The 19,858-nt window shown below is 48.4% G+C and carries 16 protein-coding genes and 1 pseudogene; 6 read left to right on the top strand and 11 right to left on the bottom strand.

What is annotated here, in order from left to right; translation table 11 throughout:
* Positions 1–5 precede the first annotated feature (5 nt).
* Genes CIK98_RS10920 through CIK98_RS10910 form a run of 3 tightly spaced genes read left to right on the top strand, consistent with a single transcriptional unit; the run spans position 6 to position 4,641 of the window.
* Positions 6–698, top strand: a complete 693-nt coding sequence (locus CIK98_RS10920; protein ID WP_094384269.1) for an acetylxylan esterase — start codon at positions 6–8, stop codon at positions 696–698.
* A complete protein-coding gene (locus tag CIK98_RS10915; protein WP_094384268.1) occupies positions 695–2,146 on the top strand; it encodes a family 43 glycosylhydrolase in 1,452 nt (483 codons plus the stop codon). Before CIK98_RS10920 ends, CIK98_RS10915 begins: the two co-directional genes overlap by 4 nt.
* Positions 2,143–4,641 (top strand): glycosyl hydrolase family 8, encoded by a 2,499-nt coding sequence (locus CIK98_RS10910; RefSeq protein WP_094384267.1) that lies wholly within the window; start codon positions 2,143–2,145, stop codon positions 4,639–4,641. Before CIK98_RS10915 ends, CIK98_RS10910 begins: the two co-directional genes overlap by 4 nt.
* An 18-nt stretch (positions 4,642–4,659) precedes the next feature.
* Here CIK98_RS10910 and CIK98_RS10905 read toward each other — a convergent pair whose 3' ends face one another.
* From CIK98_RS10905 to CIK98_RS10865, 8 genes and pseudogenes are all read right to left on the bottom strand, one after another.
* Positions 4,660–5,943, bottom strand: coding sequence for a M18 family aminopeptidase (locus tag CIK98_RS10905; protein WP_094384310.1), 1,284 nt, complete (start codon positions 5,941–5,943; stop codon positions 4,660–4,662).
* Between the two features lie 4 nt (positions 5,944–5,947).
* Positions 5,948–6,508, bottom strand: coding sequence for a hypothetical protein (locus tag CIK98_RS10900; RefSeq protein WP_094384266.1), 561 nt, complete (start codon positions 6,506–6,508; stop codon positions 5,948–5,950).
* A 38-nt stretch (positions 6,509–6,546) separates the two neighbouring features.
* A complete protein-coding gene (folE, locus tag CIK98_RS10895) occupies positions 6,547–7,125 on the bottom strand; it encodes a GTP cyclohydrolase I FolE (protein WP_094384265.1) in 579 nt (192 codons plus the stop codon).
* 3 nt (positions 7,126–7,128) lie between these two features.
* Positions 7,129–7,713 (bottom strand): SPOR domain-containing protein, encoded by a 585-nt coding sequence (locus CIK98_RS10890; protein ID WP_094384264.1) that lies wholly within the window; start codon positions 7,711–7,713, stop codon positions 7,129–7,131.
* A gap of 46 nt (positions 7,714–7,759) precedes the next feature.
* Positions 7,760–9,833: pseudogene (locus tag CIK98_RS19070) on the bottom strand (BT_3928 family protein).
* 4 nt (positions 9,834–9,837) lie between these two features.
* Positions 9,838–10,380 (bottom strand): DUF1599 domain-containing protein, encoded by a 543-nt coding sequence (locus CIK98_RS10875; protein WP_094384309.1) that lies wholly within the window; start codon positions 10,378–10,380, stop codon positions 9,838–9,840.
* A 118-nt stretch (positions 10,381–10,498) separates the two neighbouring features.
* Positions 10,499–10,969, bottom strand: a complete 471-nt coding sequence (locus CIK98_RS10870; RefSeq protein WP_141210515.1) for a hypothetical protein — start codon at positions 10,967–10,969, stop codon at positions 10,499–10,501.
* Between the two features lie 19 nt (positions 10,970–10,988).
* Entirely contained in the window at positions 10,989–11,696 is a 708-nt protein-coding gene (locus tag CIK98_RS10865) for a HesA/MoeB/ThiF family protein (protein WP_094384260.1), read from the bottom strand.
* Positions 11,697–11,846: 150 nt separating this feature from the next.
* Here CIK98_RS10865 and CIK98_RS10860 point away from each other — a divergent pair, with 150 nt between their 5' ends.
* Positions 11,847–13,271, top strand: a complete 1,425-nt coding sequence (locus CIK98_RS10860) for a CCA tRNA nucleotidyltransferase (protein ID WP_094384259.1) — start codon at positions 11,847–11,849, stop codon at positions 13,269–13,271.
* A gap of 2 nt (positions 13,272–13,273) precedes the next feature.
* Here CIK98_RS10860 and CIK98_RS10855 read toward each other — a convergent pair whose 3' ends face one another.
* Genes CIK98_RS10855 through CIK98_RS10845 form a run of 3 tightly spaced genes read right to left on the bottom strand, consistent with a single transcriptional unit; the run spans position 13,274 to position 15,081 of the window.
* Positions 13,274–13,666 (bottom strand): CrcB family protein, encoded by a 393-nt coding sequence (locus tag CIK98_RS10855; protein ID WP_094384258.1) that lies wholly within the window; start codon positions 13,664–13,666, stop codon positions 13,274–13,276.
* Positions 13,667–13,685: 19 nt separating this feature from the next.
* Positions 13,686–14,627 (bottom strand): aldo/keto reductase, encoded by a 942-nt coding sequence (locus CIK98_RS10850; protein ID WP_094384257.1) that lies wholly within the window; start codon positions 14,625–14,627, stop codon positions 13,686–13,688.
* 1 nt (position 14,628) lies between these two features.
* The gene (locus tag CIK98_RS10845; protein WP_094384256.1) at positions 14,629–15,081 is read right to left on the bottom strand and encodes a nucleoside deaminase; all 453 of its coding nucleotides are present in this window, start codon (positions 15,079–15,081) and stop codon (positions 14,629–14,631) included.
* A gap of 259 nt (positions 15,082–15,340) precedes the next feature.
* Here CIK98_RS10845 and CIK98_RS10840 point away from each other — a divergent pair, with 259 nt between their 5' ends.
* Positions 15,341–16,546 (top strand): efflux RND transporter periplasmic adaptor subunit, encoded by a 1,206-nt coding sequence (locus CIK98_RS10840; RefSeq protein ID WP_094384255.1) that lies wholly within the window; start codon positions 15,341–15,343, stop codon positions 16,544–16,546.
* 15 nt (positions 16,547–16,561) lie between these two features.
* A complete protein-coding gene (locus tag CIK98_RS10835) occupies positions 16,562–19,852 on the top strand; it encodes an efflux RND transporter permease subunit (RefSeq protein ID WP_094384254.1) in 3,291 nt (1,096 codons plus the stop codon).
* The last annotated feature ends 6 nt before the right edge of the window (positions 19,853–19,858 follow it).

Here is a 19,858-nt window from a genome sequence, read left to right as displayed (position 1 = left end):
GATAGATGAAGAAATATTGTATGATGGCTATTGCACTGATGATGTCAGTGGCAATGCATGCACAACGAGAAAACTGGAAGGTCGCCGACAAGGGGCCTTCCATTGACAATTATTTCATTCCAGCCACATCCGAAGCAGTTTGTCCCGACAATGAGGGCTTTATACGCAGATGGACATTGCTTGAGCCTATCGACAAGCCCAATAGGGGAAATACGGTGTTTACCGATTCTTATATCAAGCAACATCTTGGTATGGAATATTTTAAAGGGCAATTCTCTCTGCTACCTAAGGACGGACAGAAAGTGAAAGTGGGTAAGCAGAAACTGCAATGGCATAAGATGGACAGTAAACTGTATAATGTCAAACTGTTCCGCTTTGCCACAGGACTTGACAAAAAGTATTACGGCATCGTCTTCCTTGCCACGACAGTGATAGAGTGTGACGAGGATATTGATGGTGTGCGACTTTCTGTTGGTTCCAATTCCGCCTCGTTGTGGTGGCTAAACGGCGAGGAGACACTGATGCTCTCGGGCGACCGACGTATGGTGGCCGATGACGGTATGTCGAAGAGGATTACCTTAAAGAAGGGAATGAATGTGCTGCGAGGTGCAGTAATCAATGGTCCTGGAATGAGTGATTTCTGCGTGAGATTTATTGATGAAAACGGTAATCCAGTGAAAAATATCAGAATAAGATGAAGGCAAAAAATATTATCGCATTGGCAGTCACAATGATGGCGACAATGGTAGCTGAGGCACAGATAGGACAACCATGGATTCACGACCCATCGACACTCGTGGAGTGCGATGGAAAATACTATACCTTCGGCACTGGCGGCGGTGGACTTATCACCGAAGACGGATGGACATGGAAGGGTGGGGCAGAGCGCCCTGGCGGCGGAGCTGCTCCCGACGCATTGAAGATAGGCGACAGGTATCTCGTGGTGTATGGAGGTACGGGCGGTGGTCTCGGTGGAGGGCATTGCGGTATAATATATACAATGTGGAACAAAACCCTCGACCCGAAGTCGCCCGACTTTAAGTATTCGGAACCTGTTGAGGTGGTGCGCTCTGCCGACCTTGAAGATTGCGATGCCATCGACCCCGGACTCCTGCTCGACCCGACCACTGGACGCCTGTGGATGAGCTATGGCACATACTTTGGATTCATCCGTATGATAGAGCTCGATCCCAAGACAGGACGACGGGTGGAGGGCAACAAGGAGAAGGATGTGGCTATCGACTGCGAGGCCACCGACCTTATCTACCGCAACGGATGGTATTATCTGCTTGGCACCCACGGCACTTGCTGCGACGGTGTGAACTCTACATATAACATTGTGGCGGGACGCTCGCGTCAAGTAACCGGACCATATCTTGACAATGTGGGACGCGACATGATAAAAGGTGGCGGAAAGATGGTTGTGCCAGCATCGAGAAGAGCCGTAGGCGCAGGACATTTCGGTCGCACCATCATCGACGAGGGTGTTGAGGTGACCTCGTTTCATTATGAGGCCGACTTCGAGCGTAGCGGCAGAAGTGTGCTCGCCATCCGTCCGCTGTTGTGGAAAAACGACTGGCCAGTGGCTGGCGAACAGTTTGAGGGTGGCACAATGAGCATCGAGTCGGAACGCCGTGGTTATGCCTTGGAGTTGGCAGTGGACTTCGTGCGCATAGAACAGGAACGACGCATGTGGTGGAAGATAGATCCCGCAGAACCCACCAAACCGCTGCCATCGCAGACTCTCGACGAGGTGAGGCGAACATGGCCAGAGGGGGACATAGCTGTGAGAGCGGGCGACAATATGTTCCGACCGCATCAGAGATGGACAATCACGCCAGTGCCTGAGGCTGGTGGATATCTTAGCAATCCTTATTTCAAGATAACCATCGAGGGAACCAATCGTGCCTTGGCAGCAACAGCCGACAAGGAACTGACCACTGTGCCGGAATATTCAGGAGCGGCTGAGCAGTTATGGCGCATAGAACAGCTCACCGACGGCACATTCCGCATCATGCCAAAGGCTATCCCAGGCATCGATGGAGTCAACACCAAATATTGCATCTACTCAGTGGCAGACAGTACGCCGACATTGGCTGAATATGATTTCAACAGTGATAACTCTAAATGGAATTTCCGTAAATGAAAAAGAATATATTGCTATTGACAATGATGGGCATGGCAACCTCTGTTGCCTTGGCGCAAAATCCTATCATACGCGACCAATATACCGCCGACCCAACGGCAAGAGTATTCAACGGCAAGATGTATGTATATCCATCGCATGACATCGTCAGTCCGGTGGAACCCGAGAAAAAATGGTTTTCGATGGAGGACTATCATGTCTTCTCGTCGGAGAATCTCACCGACTGGACCGACCATGGGGTGATTGTCACACAGAACAAGGTGCCATGGGTGAAGAGAGACTCATACGCCATGTGGGCTCCTGACTGCGTGGAGAAGGGTGGCAATTATTATTTCTATTTCCCTGCGGCACCTCGTGGCGAGAAGAAAGGATTTGGTGTGGGAGTGGCTATTGCCAAAAGTCCCGAAGGACCGTTCCGACCTATGTGGCGACCGATAGATGGGCTGAATGGTATTGACCCTTGCGTGCTTATCGATCCCAAGGACGGTAAGTCATATATCTATTGGGCTGGTATGGGAATGTGGATGGCACGACTCAAGGACAACATGATGGAACTCGACTCCAAACCAGAACAGGTGAAGAACTTGCCCGAGGGATTCAAGGAAGGACCCTTTGTCTTTGAGCGACAGGGGAAGTATTACTACACCTTCCCGTGGGTGCGCGACTCAACAGAGACTCTGGCATACGCTATGGGCGACTCACCTATGGGACCGTTTGAGTTCAAGGGAGTTATTATGGACGAATCGCCAGTGGCATGCTGGACCAATCACCATTCCATCGTGGAATATAAGGGACAGTGGTATCTCTTCTATCATCATAACGACTATTCACCTGAGTTTGACAAACTGCGCTCTGCACGTTGCGACTCGCTCTTCTTCAATGCAGACGGAACAATCCGCAAGGTTACGCCCACACTGCGAGGAGTGGGAGTGACTTCGGCACGCAATCGTATAGAGATTGACAGATATAGTAGAATATCTGGTGGTGCTGATATCGCGTTTGTTAATCCTTCTGCACCATTCGAGGGATGGAAGACGATATTCCCCAAGAAGGGAGCATCGGTGGATTATAATCGTGTTGACTTCGGCAATGACGCTGTAGGCGAGATTGTCGTTAGGGCAAAGTCGGCTTCGGCAGCACGCATTGCCGTAAAGGCAGGAGGCAAGGTTGTGGCTATGGTAGATATCCCGAAGACCGACAAATGGCGCGACGTGAGAGTAAAGGTGAAGGAATCACCGAAGGGTATCAAAGATATTAATGTAACGCTTATGAAAGGAACAAAAACCGAAATCGACTATATAGGATTCGGCATGATGCCATGGGCGCAAGGGGCTATGAAATCAGGGAAATACCGCAATCTGTTAGCCGAAATGGGATATTCGCAGACAGCCATCGACGCAAAGTTGCAAGAGGCCTTCAACGGACTTTTCACAGGCAAGAACAAGGTGTATTTCGAAGTGGGCGACTCTATGGCATACATCTCAGACATCAAGAACAACGATGTGCGCACCGAGGGAATGTCATACGGAATGATGATTGCAGTGCAATGGGACAAGAAAGAAATGTTCGACCGTCTGTGGAGATGGGCGAAGAAGTATATGCAGCATCAAAAAGGGCAGAGAAAGGGATACTTCCGTTGGAGCTGCAAGACCGACGGAACGCCAAATGCACAGGGCGCTGCATCCGATGGCGAGCTCTATTTCATCACCTCCCTTATCTTTGCCTCAAACCGTTGGGGCAACGACACTGGTATCAACTATCATGCCGAGGCACAGAACATTCTCAACTGCTCTATGGAGAAAACAGGTATGTCGGAGGCCTCTCCGCTTATCAATATTGAGCACAAACTCATCACCTTTACTCCTGACCCATGGGGAGGACAGTTTACCGACCCCTCGTATCATATTCCCGTATTCTATGAGATATGGGCGAAATATGCTGATGACGGACGTGAGCAGTTCTGGCTCGACTGTGCCAAGGCTTCACGTCAGTATCTTCACAAAAGCATACATCCTGTGACAGGACTCAATCCCGACTACAACAACTATGATGGAACACTCATGCATCGTGGTGGTGTGCTTGGTGATGCCTTCCGTTATGACTCATGGCGAGTGCCCATGAACATAGCCATGGACTATTCCTGGTCGTGTGCCGACCGAGAGTGGCAGCAGCAGTATGCCAATAGAATACAAAACTTCCTTTACGAAAAAGGCATCGACACCTTCCTCGACCAATATAATATCGACGGCACTGAGCCAGCTGACATCCTTGAAGCCGGAGGCTACAAAAAATTGCGTCATTCCGTTGGTTTCGTAGCCACATCCGCAGCCGTGTCGTTGGCAGCCACTCATGTGAAAAGTCGAGAGTTCATCGAACGTCTGTGGAATACCCGTCATGAGCCATACGACGATGGCTATTTCGATGCCTACTACGACGGTCTTGTCCGCCTCTTTGCATTGATGCACTTGAGCGGACAATATAGGATAATTGAGTAAGTTGAATTTACTTGTCAACTATTTATAAAACCTTGTAAAGGCTTTTACGGTGTAGATATGGTCAGCCACGCTTCCCGTCTCCCTACAGCTGTGCATGGCGAGTATGGCGTTGCCCATGTCTACACCCCTTAATGCAATCGACGAGGTAAGGATATTGCCAAGTGTGCTTCCACCAGCCACGTCGCTATGGTTTACGAAACGTTGGCAAGGTACACCAGCCTCTCGGCAAATCTCGCTGAATATTGCCGCTGACACAGCGTCGCTTGCATATTTCTGTGATGCATTGAATTTTACAACCGGACCTCCGCCGAGCATCGGATGGTTTGTCGGGTCGTATTTCTCGCTATAGTTAGGATGCCATGCGTGTGCATTGTCAGCCGAAACCATGAACGCCCTTTCCACAGCCTGGCAGAAAGCCTCTTCGCCGCCGCCCTGTGCAATACATATTCTTCTTATCATCGATGCGAGGAAGTTGCTGCCTGCTCCCTGTTTTGTTTGCGAGCCAGTCTCTTCATTGTCAAAGATGGCAAGAATGTTTGTTCTTCGCGTAGTTTCAGAAGCAAGCAGAGCCTCAAGTCCTGCATAGCACATCGAGAGGTCGTCGAGTCGTCCTGATGAGATGAATTCGTTGTGCATGCCAAAGGTGCATGCTGGTGTGGTATCGGCAAGATAGAGGTCGAAGTCGAGCACTTCTTCACGGCTGACGTTCAGTTCTTTTGTAATGATATCCATCAGCATATTGCCCCGTTCCAGTTCGTCGTTTACGATACCGAGTATAGGCAGCACATCTTTTTGCTTGCTTATTTTCACCCCGTCGTTCACCTGTCTGTTGAAGTGAATGGCGAGGTTGCTGATTTGCATGAGAGGTCGTTTCACATGCAGCAGCCTTGTCTTTGGGTTCATGGCGTTGTCGCCTTTAAGTATGACTCTTCCGGCAATGGTGAGCGGTCTGTCAAACCATGTGGAAAGAATAGGTCCGCCATATACCTCAGTGTTTAGTTTAACTATACCCCCTTCGCATGTCATCTCAGCGTTGGGTTTAATTCGGAATGTTGGTGAGTCGCAGTGAGCGCATATGATATGGAAACCCTCGTTGTCGAGTCTTTCTTGTCCGATGTGGAATGCGTATATGGACGAGTCGTTTTTCTTCACATATATTTTGTCGCCTTCGGTCACTTTCCCAATAGGATTTCGAGGGTCTATTTCCCTGTATCCGGCCTTGTTCAGTATCTTTGCTATATTATCTACTGCAAGGAAGTTTACAGGTGAAGCATCGAGGAAGTCTAATAGTCGTTTTATCATATTTTTATCTATAAGTGTCATACGTGTTACCGAAGTCAGGATCTTGCTCAGGGTCACCATCCACGGAGAATTCGTTTTTGATGATTCGCTGGTTGTAGTCCTTACGAAGAGGAGCCATTCGCATTATGAAGTCGCTGAAGTCAAGTGATGGAATGACGAGACCGAACACACCGACTCCGACTCTCTTTCCGTCAGGTATCACGTTGTTGAAGAGGTATGCAGTGTGATAGAACGTATGTTTGTAGTATACTATGCGATTATGTTTTCTGAAAGTATCCATTGTGTCATCATCAGGAATAGAGTCGGCATGAGTGAATACCGACATGGTATTTCTGACCAAGTCATCAGATCCGTCAGCAAATTTTGCCTGACATTCCTGTATACATTGTATGATGTCGTCGTTCATTTCCGCTTCCATTTTTGCCTTGGAAGGTACTGTGGCCTTAGCCACGAACAAGACGATGGCAGTGAGTATGCCTATGATAATAAATCTACCGAGACAACTTCTAAGGAATAAGTCTACGTAAGATTTCTTTGCAAATTGTTTTTTGTCAGGTTGATCCATAATTTCTTAGGTTATTGTTTTTTTGATAAATGCAATGCTTATTGATGAATCAGGTTCATGAATTCCTGTCGCGTCTTGGCTTGGTTAAAGGCGCCGCAGAAGTCGCTTGTCGTGGTTATAGAGTTTTGTTTCTCTACGCCTCTCATTTGCATGCACATGTGTTTAGCTTCCACCACAACCATCACGCCGAGCGGTTTTAGAGTTTGCTCTATGCACTCCTTTATCTGCAGTGTCATTCTTTCCTGCACCTGAAGTCTATGAGAGAAGATATCCACCACTCGTGCTATTTTGCTAAGTCCAGTGATGTATCCGTTAGGAATATAAGCCACGTGTACTTTGCCGTAGAATGGCAGCATATGGTGTTCGCAAAGAGAGAAGAAATCGATATCCTTAACTATTACCATTTGGCTATAGTCTTCTTTGAAGAGAGCGTCGGTGAGCACTTTATGGGCGTCCATGTTATATCCTCTTGTGAGCACCTGCATGGCCTTTGCCACTCTCATTGGTGTTTTTTCGAGTCCTTCTCTTGTAGGGTCTTCCCCTAAAAGTGAAAGTATTTCCTTGTAGTTTGAGGCAAGTTGTTCCAAGCCTTCCCGGTATTCTGTTTCTGGATTCATGATTTAATATTTAACGCTGATTTTACCTTTTACTATAGAAGCCTGTTTGTATCCCATTTTTTGTATTTCCAGCAGCATGGCGTGTGCTTCCTCGTAAGTCCTGAAATTGCCAATTCTGCATATCCATCTTGGCGAGTAGAAGTGTACATATACGGGTTGGTCAGGGAATGCCATCTTTATGGCATCGCCAATATTTCTTGCCTTTTCTCTGTCAGCCCTTGTGTTTCCTCCTGCATAAGCTTGCACTCTATACCCTGTGACTTTGTAGCTTCTGCCCATCACCTTGTTTCTCATATCGATGGTAGGCGTGTCTTGTTGTTCGTTATAGGTAGCGTTGTCTTGTTTTACGTGCGACGTTGTTTTCTTTTCTGTTTCCCCAGCTTTTTGTTCTGTCTGTTTTGCCGTTGTCGGTTTTTCAGGCTTTATGTCTGGCTGGTTGCCGTTCACGAGTTTGTCAATTGCCGCACTGTGAACCACCTTTACGGTTCCCTTTCCTGTATTATTCTTCTGCAGGCGTTCTGTGAACGTCTGTGCAGATGATGTTGTGCAAACACATATCAGTGTAAACAGTGCGGCAATTATTTTCATATTATGTTATTATCTATTAATGCTTGTCAACTTGTCAACAGAAATATTATTTCCAAGCGTCGATGATGCCTTTGAAGTCAGCTGCTTTCAGAGAAGCGCCACCGATGAGTCCTCCGTCGATGTCAGGCTTTGCGAAGAGTTCAGGTGCATTGCTTGCCTTGCAGCTGCCGCCGTAGAGGATAGATGTGTTTTCAGCCACTTCGTTGCCATACTTCTCAGCTACGCAGCTACGGATGAAGGCGTGTATTTCCTCGGCCTGTTCTGCTGTGGCAGTCTTTCCGGTTCCGATAGCCCAGATTGGCTCGTATGCGATTACGATATTTTTGAATTCTTCTGCAGAGAGGTTGAATACGCTGCCTTCGAGTTCTGCTTTGCATACTTCGTTCTGCTTTTCAGCTTCACGTTCAGCGAGGCTTTCTCCGATGCAGAAGATTACCTTCAGTCCGTTCTTCAGTGCGAGCAGCACCTTCTCTTTGAGAATCTCAGGAGTCTCGTTGTAGTATTCACGGCGCTCAGAGTGTCCGAGTATGACATACTGTGCTCCAGTGCTCTTAACCATTTCAGCCGAAACCTCACCTGTATAGGCTCCCTTTTCCTTGTCGGCGCAGTTTTCGGCACCGAGTCCAATAATGTCCTGGTTGAGGAACTGAGCTATGCTGGCCAAGTGAATGAATGGTGTGCAAATTACCACTCCACAGTTTGGCTTTTCATTTGTGAGAGTCTCGTTAAGCTCTTTTGCTAGAGCGATGCCATCCTGCAGGTTCATGTTCATCTTCCAGTTGCCTGCTACAATTTTCTTTCTCATTGTTTTACCTTTTTTTAATATATTAATAAACTAATTAAAGTGTCGTTTTTGCTTAACTTTCAGAAGTTAAGGAAGCTCTTTTCTTTACCACTCCATCCGCAATAGTCAGCAATGTGAGTGGTACTATAAACCAAAGTATCATGACCACAGCCATGCTGGTGTCGCTTCTGTCGTTGCCCCTTAGTCCGCCTTGTTCTATTTTTGGTGTTTGTGGCGAGACGTCGGGCAGGGCGTTATGACTCCATTTCCCTTTTATGCTTCCGTTGTGCAGAAGCACGAGTCCGGGGTTGCTGCGTATTATGGTCTTCAGCGTTGTCTCGTCGGTGTTGGCAAACTTGTATTCGGCTCCTGTACGGTCTTTCCATCTGCCTATAGCCTCTTCCGTGCTTGCTGTGAGACACAGGAATCTGTAGCCATGTTGCTTAGTGTAGTCGTAGAGTCGGTTTATCTCGTCGAAGTGAATGTCGTCTGCCTGTTCGAGGTGTGGTGAGACTAAAAGCAGCGAGTATCCTTTGTCTGCCACTATCTCTTCTGTAATATCTTCCCCTTCGTCCACCGTGGTGATACTGAAGTCGTGTATAGTCGGTACATATCCCTTTTTTGTCTGAACCGTCCGGCTATCGATGAATGTCCATGTAGAGTCTGGATATTCTTCGAGGCTGAATTCTTTTCTTTGCCCATTCTTTTCTAATATGAAGGTAGTCACAAATTCAGGTTGTTCCGCACCTTCGGGAATCTCCATTCCTTTTTTTATGTCAGCTCCCACGTGATATGGTCTGAAGTCGAATTGGGGCAGGTAGTAGAGGCTGTATCCCGAAACGGCGAGAATGAACACCACCGTGTAGTTTATCACTATCCACTGAGTGTTTTTTCTTATGAGTCTTGCCATTTCTAATGGCCATATTGCCATTATTATCGCCGCAGCTGTCAGCACTATGTTTTTTGCCAGTGTCTGTCCGTTGGTGAGTGTAATGGCGTCGCCGAAGCATCCGCAATCGCTCACTGGGTCGCTAATGTATATCCACAGCGTCAGAATGGTCATGGCTGTCATCAGCATCAGAGCCAATCGGCTTACCACTCTTCTCTGTATGGCAAAGAGCAGCATCATGCCGATAAAGAACTCTGCTGTAGACAAGGCAATGGAAGCAGTCAGCGTAAGCCAATCGGCGTTCCATGCGTCCAGTCCCCATGCGCTCAGGTAGTCGTGTATTTTATATTGTGTACCTATGGGGTCTACAGCCTTCACGAATCCTGAGAATACAAAAGTCAGTGCCATCAGAGCCCGACATATGTTTACGGCTATTTTCTTTGCCATTGTCCTACCTTTGTTGTTCTCTGAGTTTGATGACTCCGAATACTGCATAGTTTATAATGTCCATATAGTTGGCGTCAATACCCTCGCTTACGAGAGTCTCCCCCTGTAGGTTTTCAATTTCCTTCACCCTTTGTATTTTGGTGAGAATGAAGTCGGTGTAGCTGCTCACCCTCATGCTTCTCCAAGCCTCGTCGTAGTCATGGTTTTTCCTTAACATTAGTTCGAGAGCTTCCCTTGCATTTTTGTCGTAGAGTTCCATTGCTTCCTCCACGTCGATGTCGACGTAGTCAGCGAATCCCTTTTGTAGTTGTATCAGTCCCACGATGCCATAGTTGACGAGTGCTATGAATTCGGGCAATATGCCTTCTCCCACCATGGAAACCTTTTTAATCTCCAGGCTTCTGATTCTTTTTGCCTTTATGAAGAGCTGGTCGGTGAGTGCCGTTGCTCTAAGTATTCTCCATGACGCTCCGTAGTCGTGCAGTTTTTTTTCAAACAGCGTCCTACAGTCTGCCAATGCCTCTTCAAACTGTTTTTCGGTGTTCATTGTTTTTTTATAAATAATGACGTGTTTCTGATACTGTTTCATCAACTTTCGGCTGCAAAATTACTATTTTTATTCGAAACAGCCAAGGAAAACCGGCAATATGTTATATTTCTTGCCGTTATTTTATCACTTCTTTTTGCTTTTTGTGAATGTATTTGATTTTTGCACATTGCATGTCGAATCTCACTCTTAGTGAGTCGAGCTTCACCTTTGTCTTGTTCAGCATGCTCAGTTCCTCTTTTGTAGCCCTCAGCATTTCCCGGTCTTTGTCCACTTTTGTCTTTTGGTAATTATAATCGTGTGTTACGGCCTGTAGTATGCTGTCGGTGTTAGCGAGGTCTTCCTGTGCCTGTTTCAGTGCTATGCTTTGGTATAGTCCCAACGCTTTTTTTCTTGTCTCAATGGCGTTTGGGTATATGTCTCTTAGCGAGTCGATTTTAGTGAGAGCTTTGTCGTATTCGCCCTTATTGAACAGTTGTTCAGCTTCTTTCAGCAGGCTGTCTGCCATCTTCTGTTGGCTATTGTCGCACGATGCGAGGCAGCAGCATGCCGCGATGCCCAATAATGCAAAGATGTTGTTTTTTTTCATATCTTATATTATTTGTATACTATTTTATTCCCACTTTTCTCACTTCCCACGTTCTTGCATCGAATGTAAGAATGCAATTTGTGAGCAGTTGGCCAGCGCCTGTGATATATTTTATCACTTCTGTGGCTTGGATGGTTCCTATTACGCCCACTACCGTGCCGAGCACTCCTGCAGTAGATGCCGAAGGAATATCGGCGGCAGAGGGTTCTGGCCCGAAGATGTCGCGGTAGTCGGCAGTGTCGGGCAGGTGTGTGAACACGTTGCCTTCATAGCAAAGAACTCCTCCGTGAACAAATGGTTTCCCAGCTTCCACACATGCGTCATTCACCATGTATTTCGACTTGTAGCTGTCTGTGGCGTCCACTACGATGTCATAGTCGGCGGCTAAAGCCATGAGCCTCTCTTTTGAGATAAACTCATCAATTTCCATTACCTTTATTTCAGGGTTGATGTCGCGCATTTTCCTTGCCGCGGAAGCCACCTTCAGTATTCCTACATCGCTTGTAGTGTGTATCACTTGCCGTTGCAAGTTGGTCACATCCACTCTGTCTCCGTCAGCAATGGCGATGGTGCCCACGCCGGCTGCGGCGAGATAGAGTGCGACAGGCGACCCGAGGCCTCCTGCTCCCACTATAAAGACCCTCGCTTCGCTAATGCGCCTTTGCCCCTCTTGTCTTATTCCGTCGAGCAACAAGTGTCGACTGTATCTGCCATTTATGTCAAACATCGTACAATTCATTTTTGCAAAATTACAAAAATAATTCCATTATTCTTTCCTCTTACGTCTGATTTAAGAAGAATTAACTCTCAGGACAGGCTTTAATCCTTTGTCATTTCTTCCTTTTTACGTAATTTTGCACCCTCAAAATAGAACGTGATGAAAATATATACCGACGAAGAGCTTGCACAGCTATTAGACAAAGACATTTTCCATACCATATCAGAAGTGGCCGACCAATTAGGTGTCGACTGTTATGTCGTAGGCGGATATGTTCGCGACATTTTCCTGCAGCGACCGTCCAATGACATTGATGTAGTGGTGGTGGGAAGCGGCATTGAAGTGGCATCGGCATTAAAGCAGCGACTTGGAAAGAAAGCTCATCTTTCTGTGTTTCGCAACTTTGGCACTGCCCAAGTGAAATTTAAGAACACTGAGGTTGAATTTGTGGGGGCAAGAAAGGAAAGCTACAACCACGACTCGCGAAAACCCATTGTAGAGGATGGAACATTGGAAGACGACCAAAACCGCCGCGACTTTACCATCAACGCCATGGCCATCTGTCTCAATGCCAATCGTTTTGGAGAACTTGTAGACCCGTTCTATGGCATTGAAGATCTTGAAGATGGCATTATACGCACACCGCTTGATCCTGATATCACCTTCTCCGATGATCCCTTGCGCATGCTTCGCTGCATCCGCTTTGCCACACAGTTGCGTTTCCTCATCGACGACGAGACCTTTGACGCTCTTGAACGAAATGCTGAGCGAATAAAAATCATAAGCGGCGAACGCATAAAAGACGAGCTAAACAAGATAATGATGACACCCACGCCCAGTCGTGGCTTTGTCGATCTGCACCGATGCGGACTCCTTAGGCTTATACTGCCCGAGCTTACTGCCATGGATATAGTGGAGACCACCAACGGTCGTTCACACAAAAACAATTTCTACCACACTCTTGAGGTGCTTGACAATATCTGTAAGCACACCGACAACCTTTGGCTTCGCTGGGCAGCCTTGCTTCACGATGTGGGCAAGCCACGCAGCAAGCGCTGGGACCCTGCCATTGGGTGGACATTCCACAACCACAATATTATCGGAGCAAAGATGGTGCCGCAGATCTTCCGACGGCTATCGCTGCCACTTGACATGAAGATGAAGTATGTGCAGAAACTGGTAGACCTCCACATGCGTCCAATTGTCATTGCCGACGATGTGGTGACCGACAGCGCTGTGCGTCGGCTTATGAACGATGCTGGCGACGACATTGATGACCTTATCTGTCTTTGTGAGGCGGACATCACGAGCAAGAACGAGATAAGGAAGAAAATGTTTTTGGAAAATTTCCGCATGGTGCGCGAAAAACTCGCCGACCTAAAGGAAAAAGACTACAAGCGTCTCCTCCAGCCCGTTATCGACGGCAATGAGATAATGGAGATGTTCCACCTGAAACCGTCGCGCGAGGTGGGCGAACTGAAGAAGGTGCTGAAAGACGCCGTACTCGACAACCGTGTGGAGAACGAGCGTGAGCCCCTCATGCAGCTCCTCATGGAGAAGGCGAGGAAAATGGGACTGCTATAGTTCTATCCTATTATTGCGCTTGCTATTTTATAGCCTGCAATAAGGGCGGCCATGCCTAAGGCGAGGCTGGAGATGGTGTATATGGCGAGCATCATCATGTTGTCTTTGCCCAACAGATAGTTTTCGTTCATGAATGTTGAGAAGGTGGTGAAGCCGCCGCAGAATCCGGTGACCAACACCAGTTTCCACTGTGCCGGCAGATGGCCTGACGAGGCGATGCCTGTAAGCAGTCCGATGAGCAGACAACCAATGACATTTACGGCGAATGTGGCCCATGGAAACGAGCCGCATGCCACCGCAGATGTAGTCATCAGCCTGTTTTGCAGTAGGGCTGCCAAGTATCTCATTCCGCCTCCGAAGAAACTCCCAATGCTTACCAATAACAGTTCTTTCATCGTTTTAGGAGTTAAGGTGTCATGAAAGCGCTTTCAGGTTTTTTTCAAGCTGTGCAACGCTGCTTGCGCCTACTAAAACCGATGTTACACCTTCATGGTTGAGAATCCAGCGTAATGCTTTCTCAGCAAGCGTTTGTCCGCATTTTTTAGCTTCTTCGTTCCATTCTTGCAGCTGGTTTAACAACTCCTCGGTAAGCATGTCCTTGCGCAGGAATTTCTCTTTGGCCATGCGGCTGTCGGTTGGAATGCCCTGAAGATAGCGGTCGGTGAGAAGACCTTGTGCCAGTGGGGAGAAAGAGATGAATCCCACTCCGCGGCTCTTGCAAAGTTCGAGTGTCCCGTTGGTTTCAGGGGTGCGGTTGAGCATGTTGAGCTTGTCTTGGAAGATGAGTAGTGGAGTGTCGCGCTCGGCAAGGTAGTCGATGGCCTTTGCAAGTGCGTCGGCTGGCCAACGGGAGATGCCGAGATAGAGAGCCTTGCCCTGACGTACGATGTCGACCATGGCCTGAAGTGTCTCTTCTATAGGGGTTTCAGGGTCGAAACGGTGACTGTAGAAAAGGTCTACATAGTCGAGGTGCATGCGTCGCAGGCTTTGGTCGAGGCTTGCCATGAGATATTTTCTCGAGCCCCAGTTGCCATAGGGTCCGGGCCACATGTCGTAGCCAGCCTTGGTGCTGATGAACAGTTCGTCGCGATAAGGCGCAAAATCATCCTGCATCAGTCTTCCCAGGGTTTCCTCTGCACTGCCATAGGGAGGCCCGTAGTTGTTTGCGAGGTCGAAATGTGTGATGCCGTGGTCGAAGGCGTATCGTGTTATCTCACGGCTACGCTCATAAGGGTCTACACCACCGAAATTGTGCCAGAATCCGAGACTTACCTTAGGTAGCAGTACACCGCTGCGTCCACATCTTTCATACTTCATGCCGTTGTCGTAACGGCTTTCATTTGCTTTGTAGTTCATATTATCGTTTGTTTTTGAAAAAATCGGTCATAAGTCTTGCACATTCTTCCTCGAGTACACCACCCACTACCTCCGCCTTTGGGTGCATTGCCAGCGGTGCATATCGTCTATAGCCCCGCTTCTCGTCGTAGGCGCCGAACACTATGCGTGGTATTTGAGCCCATCCGATGGCTCCTGCACACATCACGCAAGGCTCAACGGTGACGTAGAGCGTGCATTCGGTGAGGTATTTGCCTCCGAGGGTGTTTGCCGCGGCAGTGATGGCCTGCATCTCCGCGTGGGCAGTGACGTCGTTTAATGTCTCAGTGAGGTTGTGTGCTCTTGAGATGATTCTTCCCTTGCACACCACTATGGCCCCAATAGGTATTTCTCCCACCTTTGCCGCCTCCTCAGCCTCAGCCAATGCCTTGGCCATATACTGTTGGTCGGCTTTCAATTGTTCTTCTGATGTCATGATTATCGACAAATAATTTGTTTTTGCTTGCAAAAGTAGCAAATATTTCTTGTAATACAATGGTTTTTCCGAAAAAATATAATTATTACGTCGATATTCCTACAAAATCACAATTTGAGAGAAAAGATGTTAAATATGATAGCTATTTGTGTGTTATTATTATAATAATGTGTACCTTTGCACCTCGAAAACTATGAATTAAGATTAGGTTTTCAGAGAATATATTAAAGAATTTATAAAACATATAATTTAAATAGGTATGAAAAGAACAAAAATGTTAATGATTGCGGCTCTCGGAGTAGCGCTCGCTTCGTGCGGAGGAAAGTCTGGCGGCAAGCCAAATTTCGCAGACAATGAGTACGCTGTGAGAACCGTGGAAACACAAGGTACAGAGTTGCAGACCACTTATCCTGCTACAATCAAGGGTATTCAGGATGTTCAGATTCGTCCGAAAGTATCAGGATTCATTACTAAGATTTGCGTACACGAGGGTCAGACCGTAAGTGCCGGACAGTTGCTGTTCGTCATCGACAATGAGACCTACCAGGCGCAGGTGCGTCAGGCAAAGGCTTCGGTTAACACCGCAAAGGCCCAGCTCGCCACCTCAAAGCTCACTTACGAGAACTCCAAGGAACTCTTCGCCAACAAGGTTATCGGCGACTTCGAACTCCAGACTTCAGAGAACAACTACACAACAGCCCAGGCAGCCCTCGCTCAGGCTCAGGCTGCCCTCGCGTCAGCAGAGGAGGCTCTTAGCTTCTGCTATGTTAAGAGTCCTGCCGCCGGCGTGGTTGGTTCACTGCCATATAAGGTTGGTGCACTGGTAAGTGCATCGAGCGTTGACCCTCTGACCACCGTTTCCGACATAAAGACCATGGAGGTCTATTTCTCGGTGACTGAGAAGGACATGCTCACCATGACAAAGGGTGCTGACGGACTTGCAGGCGCCATTGCTGCCTATCCCGCAGTGAAACTTCAATTGGCAGACGGAACAGTATACGACCAGCCTGGCAAGGTAGTGAAGGCGAGCGGTGTCATTGACGCTGCCACTGGATCAGTGTCGCTCATCGCACAGTTCCCGAATCCTAAGCACGAGCTCCGCTCTGGAGGTGCCGGTCAGATTATCGTGCCTGTTACAGCAAGCAACGTGGTAATCATACCGCAGGAAGCCACATCAGAAGTGCAGAACAAAAAGTTCGTTTACCTCGTGGGTAAGGACAACAAGGTGAAGTATACAGAGATAAAGGTTAACCCACAGGACGATGGCAACACCTACATCGTGACCGAAGGACTGAAACCAGGCGACCGCTTCGTGTCAAAAGGTATCACCTCGCTCACCGACGGTATGGAGATAAAGCCCATCACCGAGGAGCAATATAACAAGAAGATCGACGATGCAGCAAAACTTGGTGAGAAGCAAGGCTCTGCATCCGACTTTGCCGATGTAATGAGTGGGAAAAAATAATAAAAAAATAAGCAAATGACATTTACAAACTTTATAAAGCGCCCGGTGCTCTCGACGGTGGTCTCCATCTTCTTCGTGCTGCTGGGTATCATCGGAATCATTTCACTGCCTATCGAGCAGTATCCCGATGTAGCACCGCCTACCATCTCTGTGCAGACAACCTATACAGGAGCCGATGCACAGACGGTGCTTAACTCCGTCGTTACGCCTCTTGAGGAAAGTATCAACGGTGTGGAGAACATGACTTACATCACCTCACAAGCCACCAACGACGGTATGTGTTCTATCACGGTTTACTTCAAGCAAGGCTCTGACCCTGACATGGCTGCCGTGAACGTGCAAAACCGCGTGAGTCAGGCACAGGCATTGTTGCCTGCCGAAGTGACAAAGGTGGGTGTGACTGTAGAAAAACGACAGACATCAAATGTCATAATGTTCACCCTCACCTCTGAGGACGGACGATATGACGATGAGTTCCTCACCAACTACAACAATATCAATGTCATTCCTGCCTTGAAGCGTATTTCGGGCGTAGGTGGTGTGCAGTCACCAGGTATGAAAACCTATTCTATGCGTATATGGCTCCAGCCTGATAAGATGAAGCAGTACGGACTCGTTCCGGGCGACATCACCGCAGCTCTCGCAGAGCAGAACATTGAGGCTGCGCCAGGTAAGTTCGGTGAGCAGAGCACCATGGCATACGAATACACCATGCGATACAAAGGTCGTCTGAAGACTGCCGAAGAGTATGGCGACATCATCATCTCAAGCGACCAGAACGGACAGACTCTCCGACTGAAGGATGTGGCAAGGGTTGAGCTTGGCGGACTCGTCTACAGCGTGTCTATGAAAAACAACGGACAGCCTTCTGTAATGGGTATGGTGCAGCAGATTGCTGGTTCTAACGCTACACAGATAGCCGAAGACGTGAAAGCTGAGCTTGAAAACCAGGCAAAGTCGTTCCCTCCTGGCATGGAATATAAGATTAACTACGACGTGACAGAGTTCCTCTTCGCCTCTATCGAGGAGGTTATCTTTACCTTGGTAATCACACTGTTGCTCGTGTTCGTGGTCGTATACGTCTTCCTGCAGGACTTCCGCTCTACGCTCATCCCTATGATTGCCGTTCCGGTGGCGTTGGTGGGTACGTTCCTCTTCCTTTGGATCTTCGGTTTCTCCATCAACCTCCTCGTTCTCTCCGCCATGCTCTTGGCAATTGCCATTGTGGTGGACGACGCCATTGTGGTGGTGGAAGCTGTTCACGCAAAGCTCGACCAGGGCTACAAGAGTGCGCTCACTGCAAGTATCGATGCCATGAACGAAATCTCCGGTGCCATCATCTCCATCACCCTCGTGATGTCTGCGGTGTTCGTGCCAGTGTCGTTCCTCGGCGGTACGAGTGGTACGTTCTATCGTGAGTTCGGTGTGACTATGGCTGTGTCCATCCTCATCTCGGCTGTCAACGCCTTGACCCTCTCTCCGGCTCTCTGTGCCATCTTGCTGAAACCGCACGACAAGGATGCTGAGCACGGCAAGATGTCGGTTATCGACCGCTTCCATGCTGCCTTCAACTATCAGTATGAGAAGATTCTCGCCAAGTATAAGAACGGTGTGGCAAGCGTCATCAAACACCGCATCATGGCTGGCGCTGCCGTTGTGGTCGGAATACTGGCAATGGTCATCACCATGGCTACCACCAAGACCGGTCTTGTGCCCGACGAGGACACCGGTGTTATCTTCTGTACCGTGTCAATGGCACCAGGTACTAGCCAAAACCGCACGAAGGTGGTTATCGACCAGATAGACAAGATGCTTGCCAACAATCCCGCAGTGAAGACCCGAGAGCAGCTGTTAGGCTATAACTTCATAGCTGGTCAGGGTTCCGACCAGGCCACGTTCATCATCAAGTTGAAGTCATTTGAGGAGCGCCCGGCAGGATTCTTCTATAATCTCTCTGGACTCTGGCAAGGCGACGGCATCATGCGATTCTTCGTCAACCCGATGTCTTCCACGTCAGTGCTTGGCATGATCTATAAGCAGACTGCCGAAATCAAGGATGCACAGATTCTTGCCTTCGCACCGCCAATGATCAATGGTTTCGGTGCAACCAATGGTATCACCTTCTCAATGCAGGACAAGACCGGTGGCGACCTCAACAAGTTCTTCGAGATTACCAAGATGTACCTGGCTGAGCTGAACAAGCGTCCTGAGATTTCCAACGCCATGACATCTTACAATCCTAACTATCCACAGTACATGGTGGATGTTGACGTTGCGAAGTGTAAGCAGGCTGGCATCACTCCACAGACAGTGCTCTCCACACTGCAGGGCTACTACGGAGGTCTCTATGCCTCAAACTTCAATGCCTACGGAAAACTCTTCCGCGTGATGATTCAGGGTACAGTTGACAGCCGCAAGAACACTGCCACGCTGACCAACATCTATGTGCGCACACCGAAGGGAATGTCGCCAGTGAGCGAGTTCTGTTCGCTGCGCCGTGTCTATGGCCCGTCAAACGTCAACCGTTTCAACCTCTTCACCTGTATCAACATCAATGCCTCGGCAGCCCAGGGCTACTCCTCCGGTCAGGCCATCCAGGCCATCGAGGAAGTTGCTGAGCAGGTGCTGCCTGCAGGTTACGGACTTGACTACTCAGGTATGACTCGTTCGGAGCGTGAGTCGAGCGACTCTACGTCAATCATCTTTGCCCTCTGTATCGTGTTTGTCTATCTGATTCTGTCGGCACAGTATGAGAGCTACATCCTCCCGTTGGCTGTAATCCTCTCCATACCGTTCGGTCTTGCCGGAGCGTTCATCTTCACCAACATCTTCGGCCATTCCAACGACATCTATGCCCAGATTGCCCTCATCATGCTCATCGGACTCTTGGCAAAGAACGCCATCCTTATCGTTCAGTTCGCCCTCGAGCGTCGTATGACAGGTATGGCCATCCGCTATTCAGCCATCCTCGGAGCCGGTGCCCGTCTGCGTCCTATTCTCATGACCTCATTGGCAATGATTATAGGTCTGTTGCCACTGATGTTCGCCTCGGGAGTAGGTAAGAACGGTAACCAGACACTTGGTGCCGCTGCCGTAGGTGGTATGCTCATCGGTACCATTTGCCAGCTGTTCATTGTTCCGGCACTGTTCGCTGTGTTCCAGTGGCTGCAGGAGAAACTCCGTCCTATCGACTTCAACGACAGCAACACCACTGCCGCTTCTGAGATAGCCCAATACTCCAATCCATTTGCTGGAGAAGCGTTGAAGAAGATTATTGATGCAAGAGAAAAAGAGAACAATAAGTGAAAATAG

The sequence above is a fragment of the Prevotella sp. P2-180 genome (assembly GCF_002251435.1).
Taxonomy (GTDB): domain Bacteria; phylum Bacteroidota; class Bacteroidia; order Bacteroidales; family Bacteroidaceae; genus Prevotella.
This window is presented reverse-complemented; position numbering and strand designations above follow the sequence as displayed.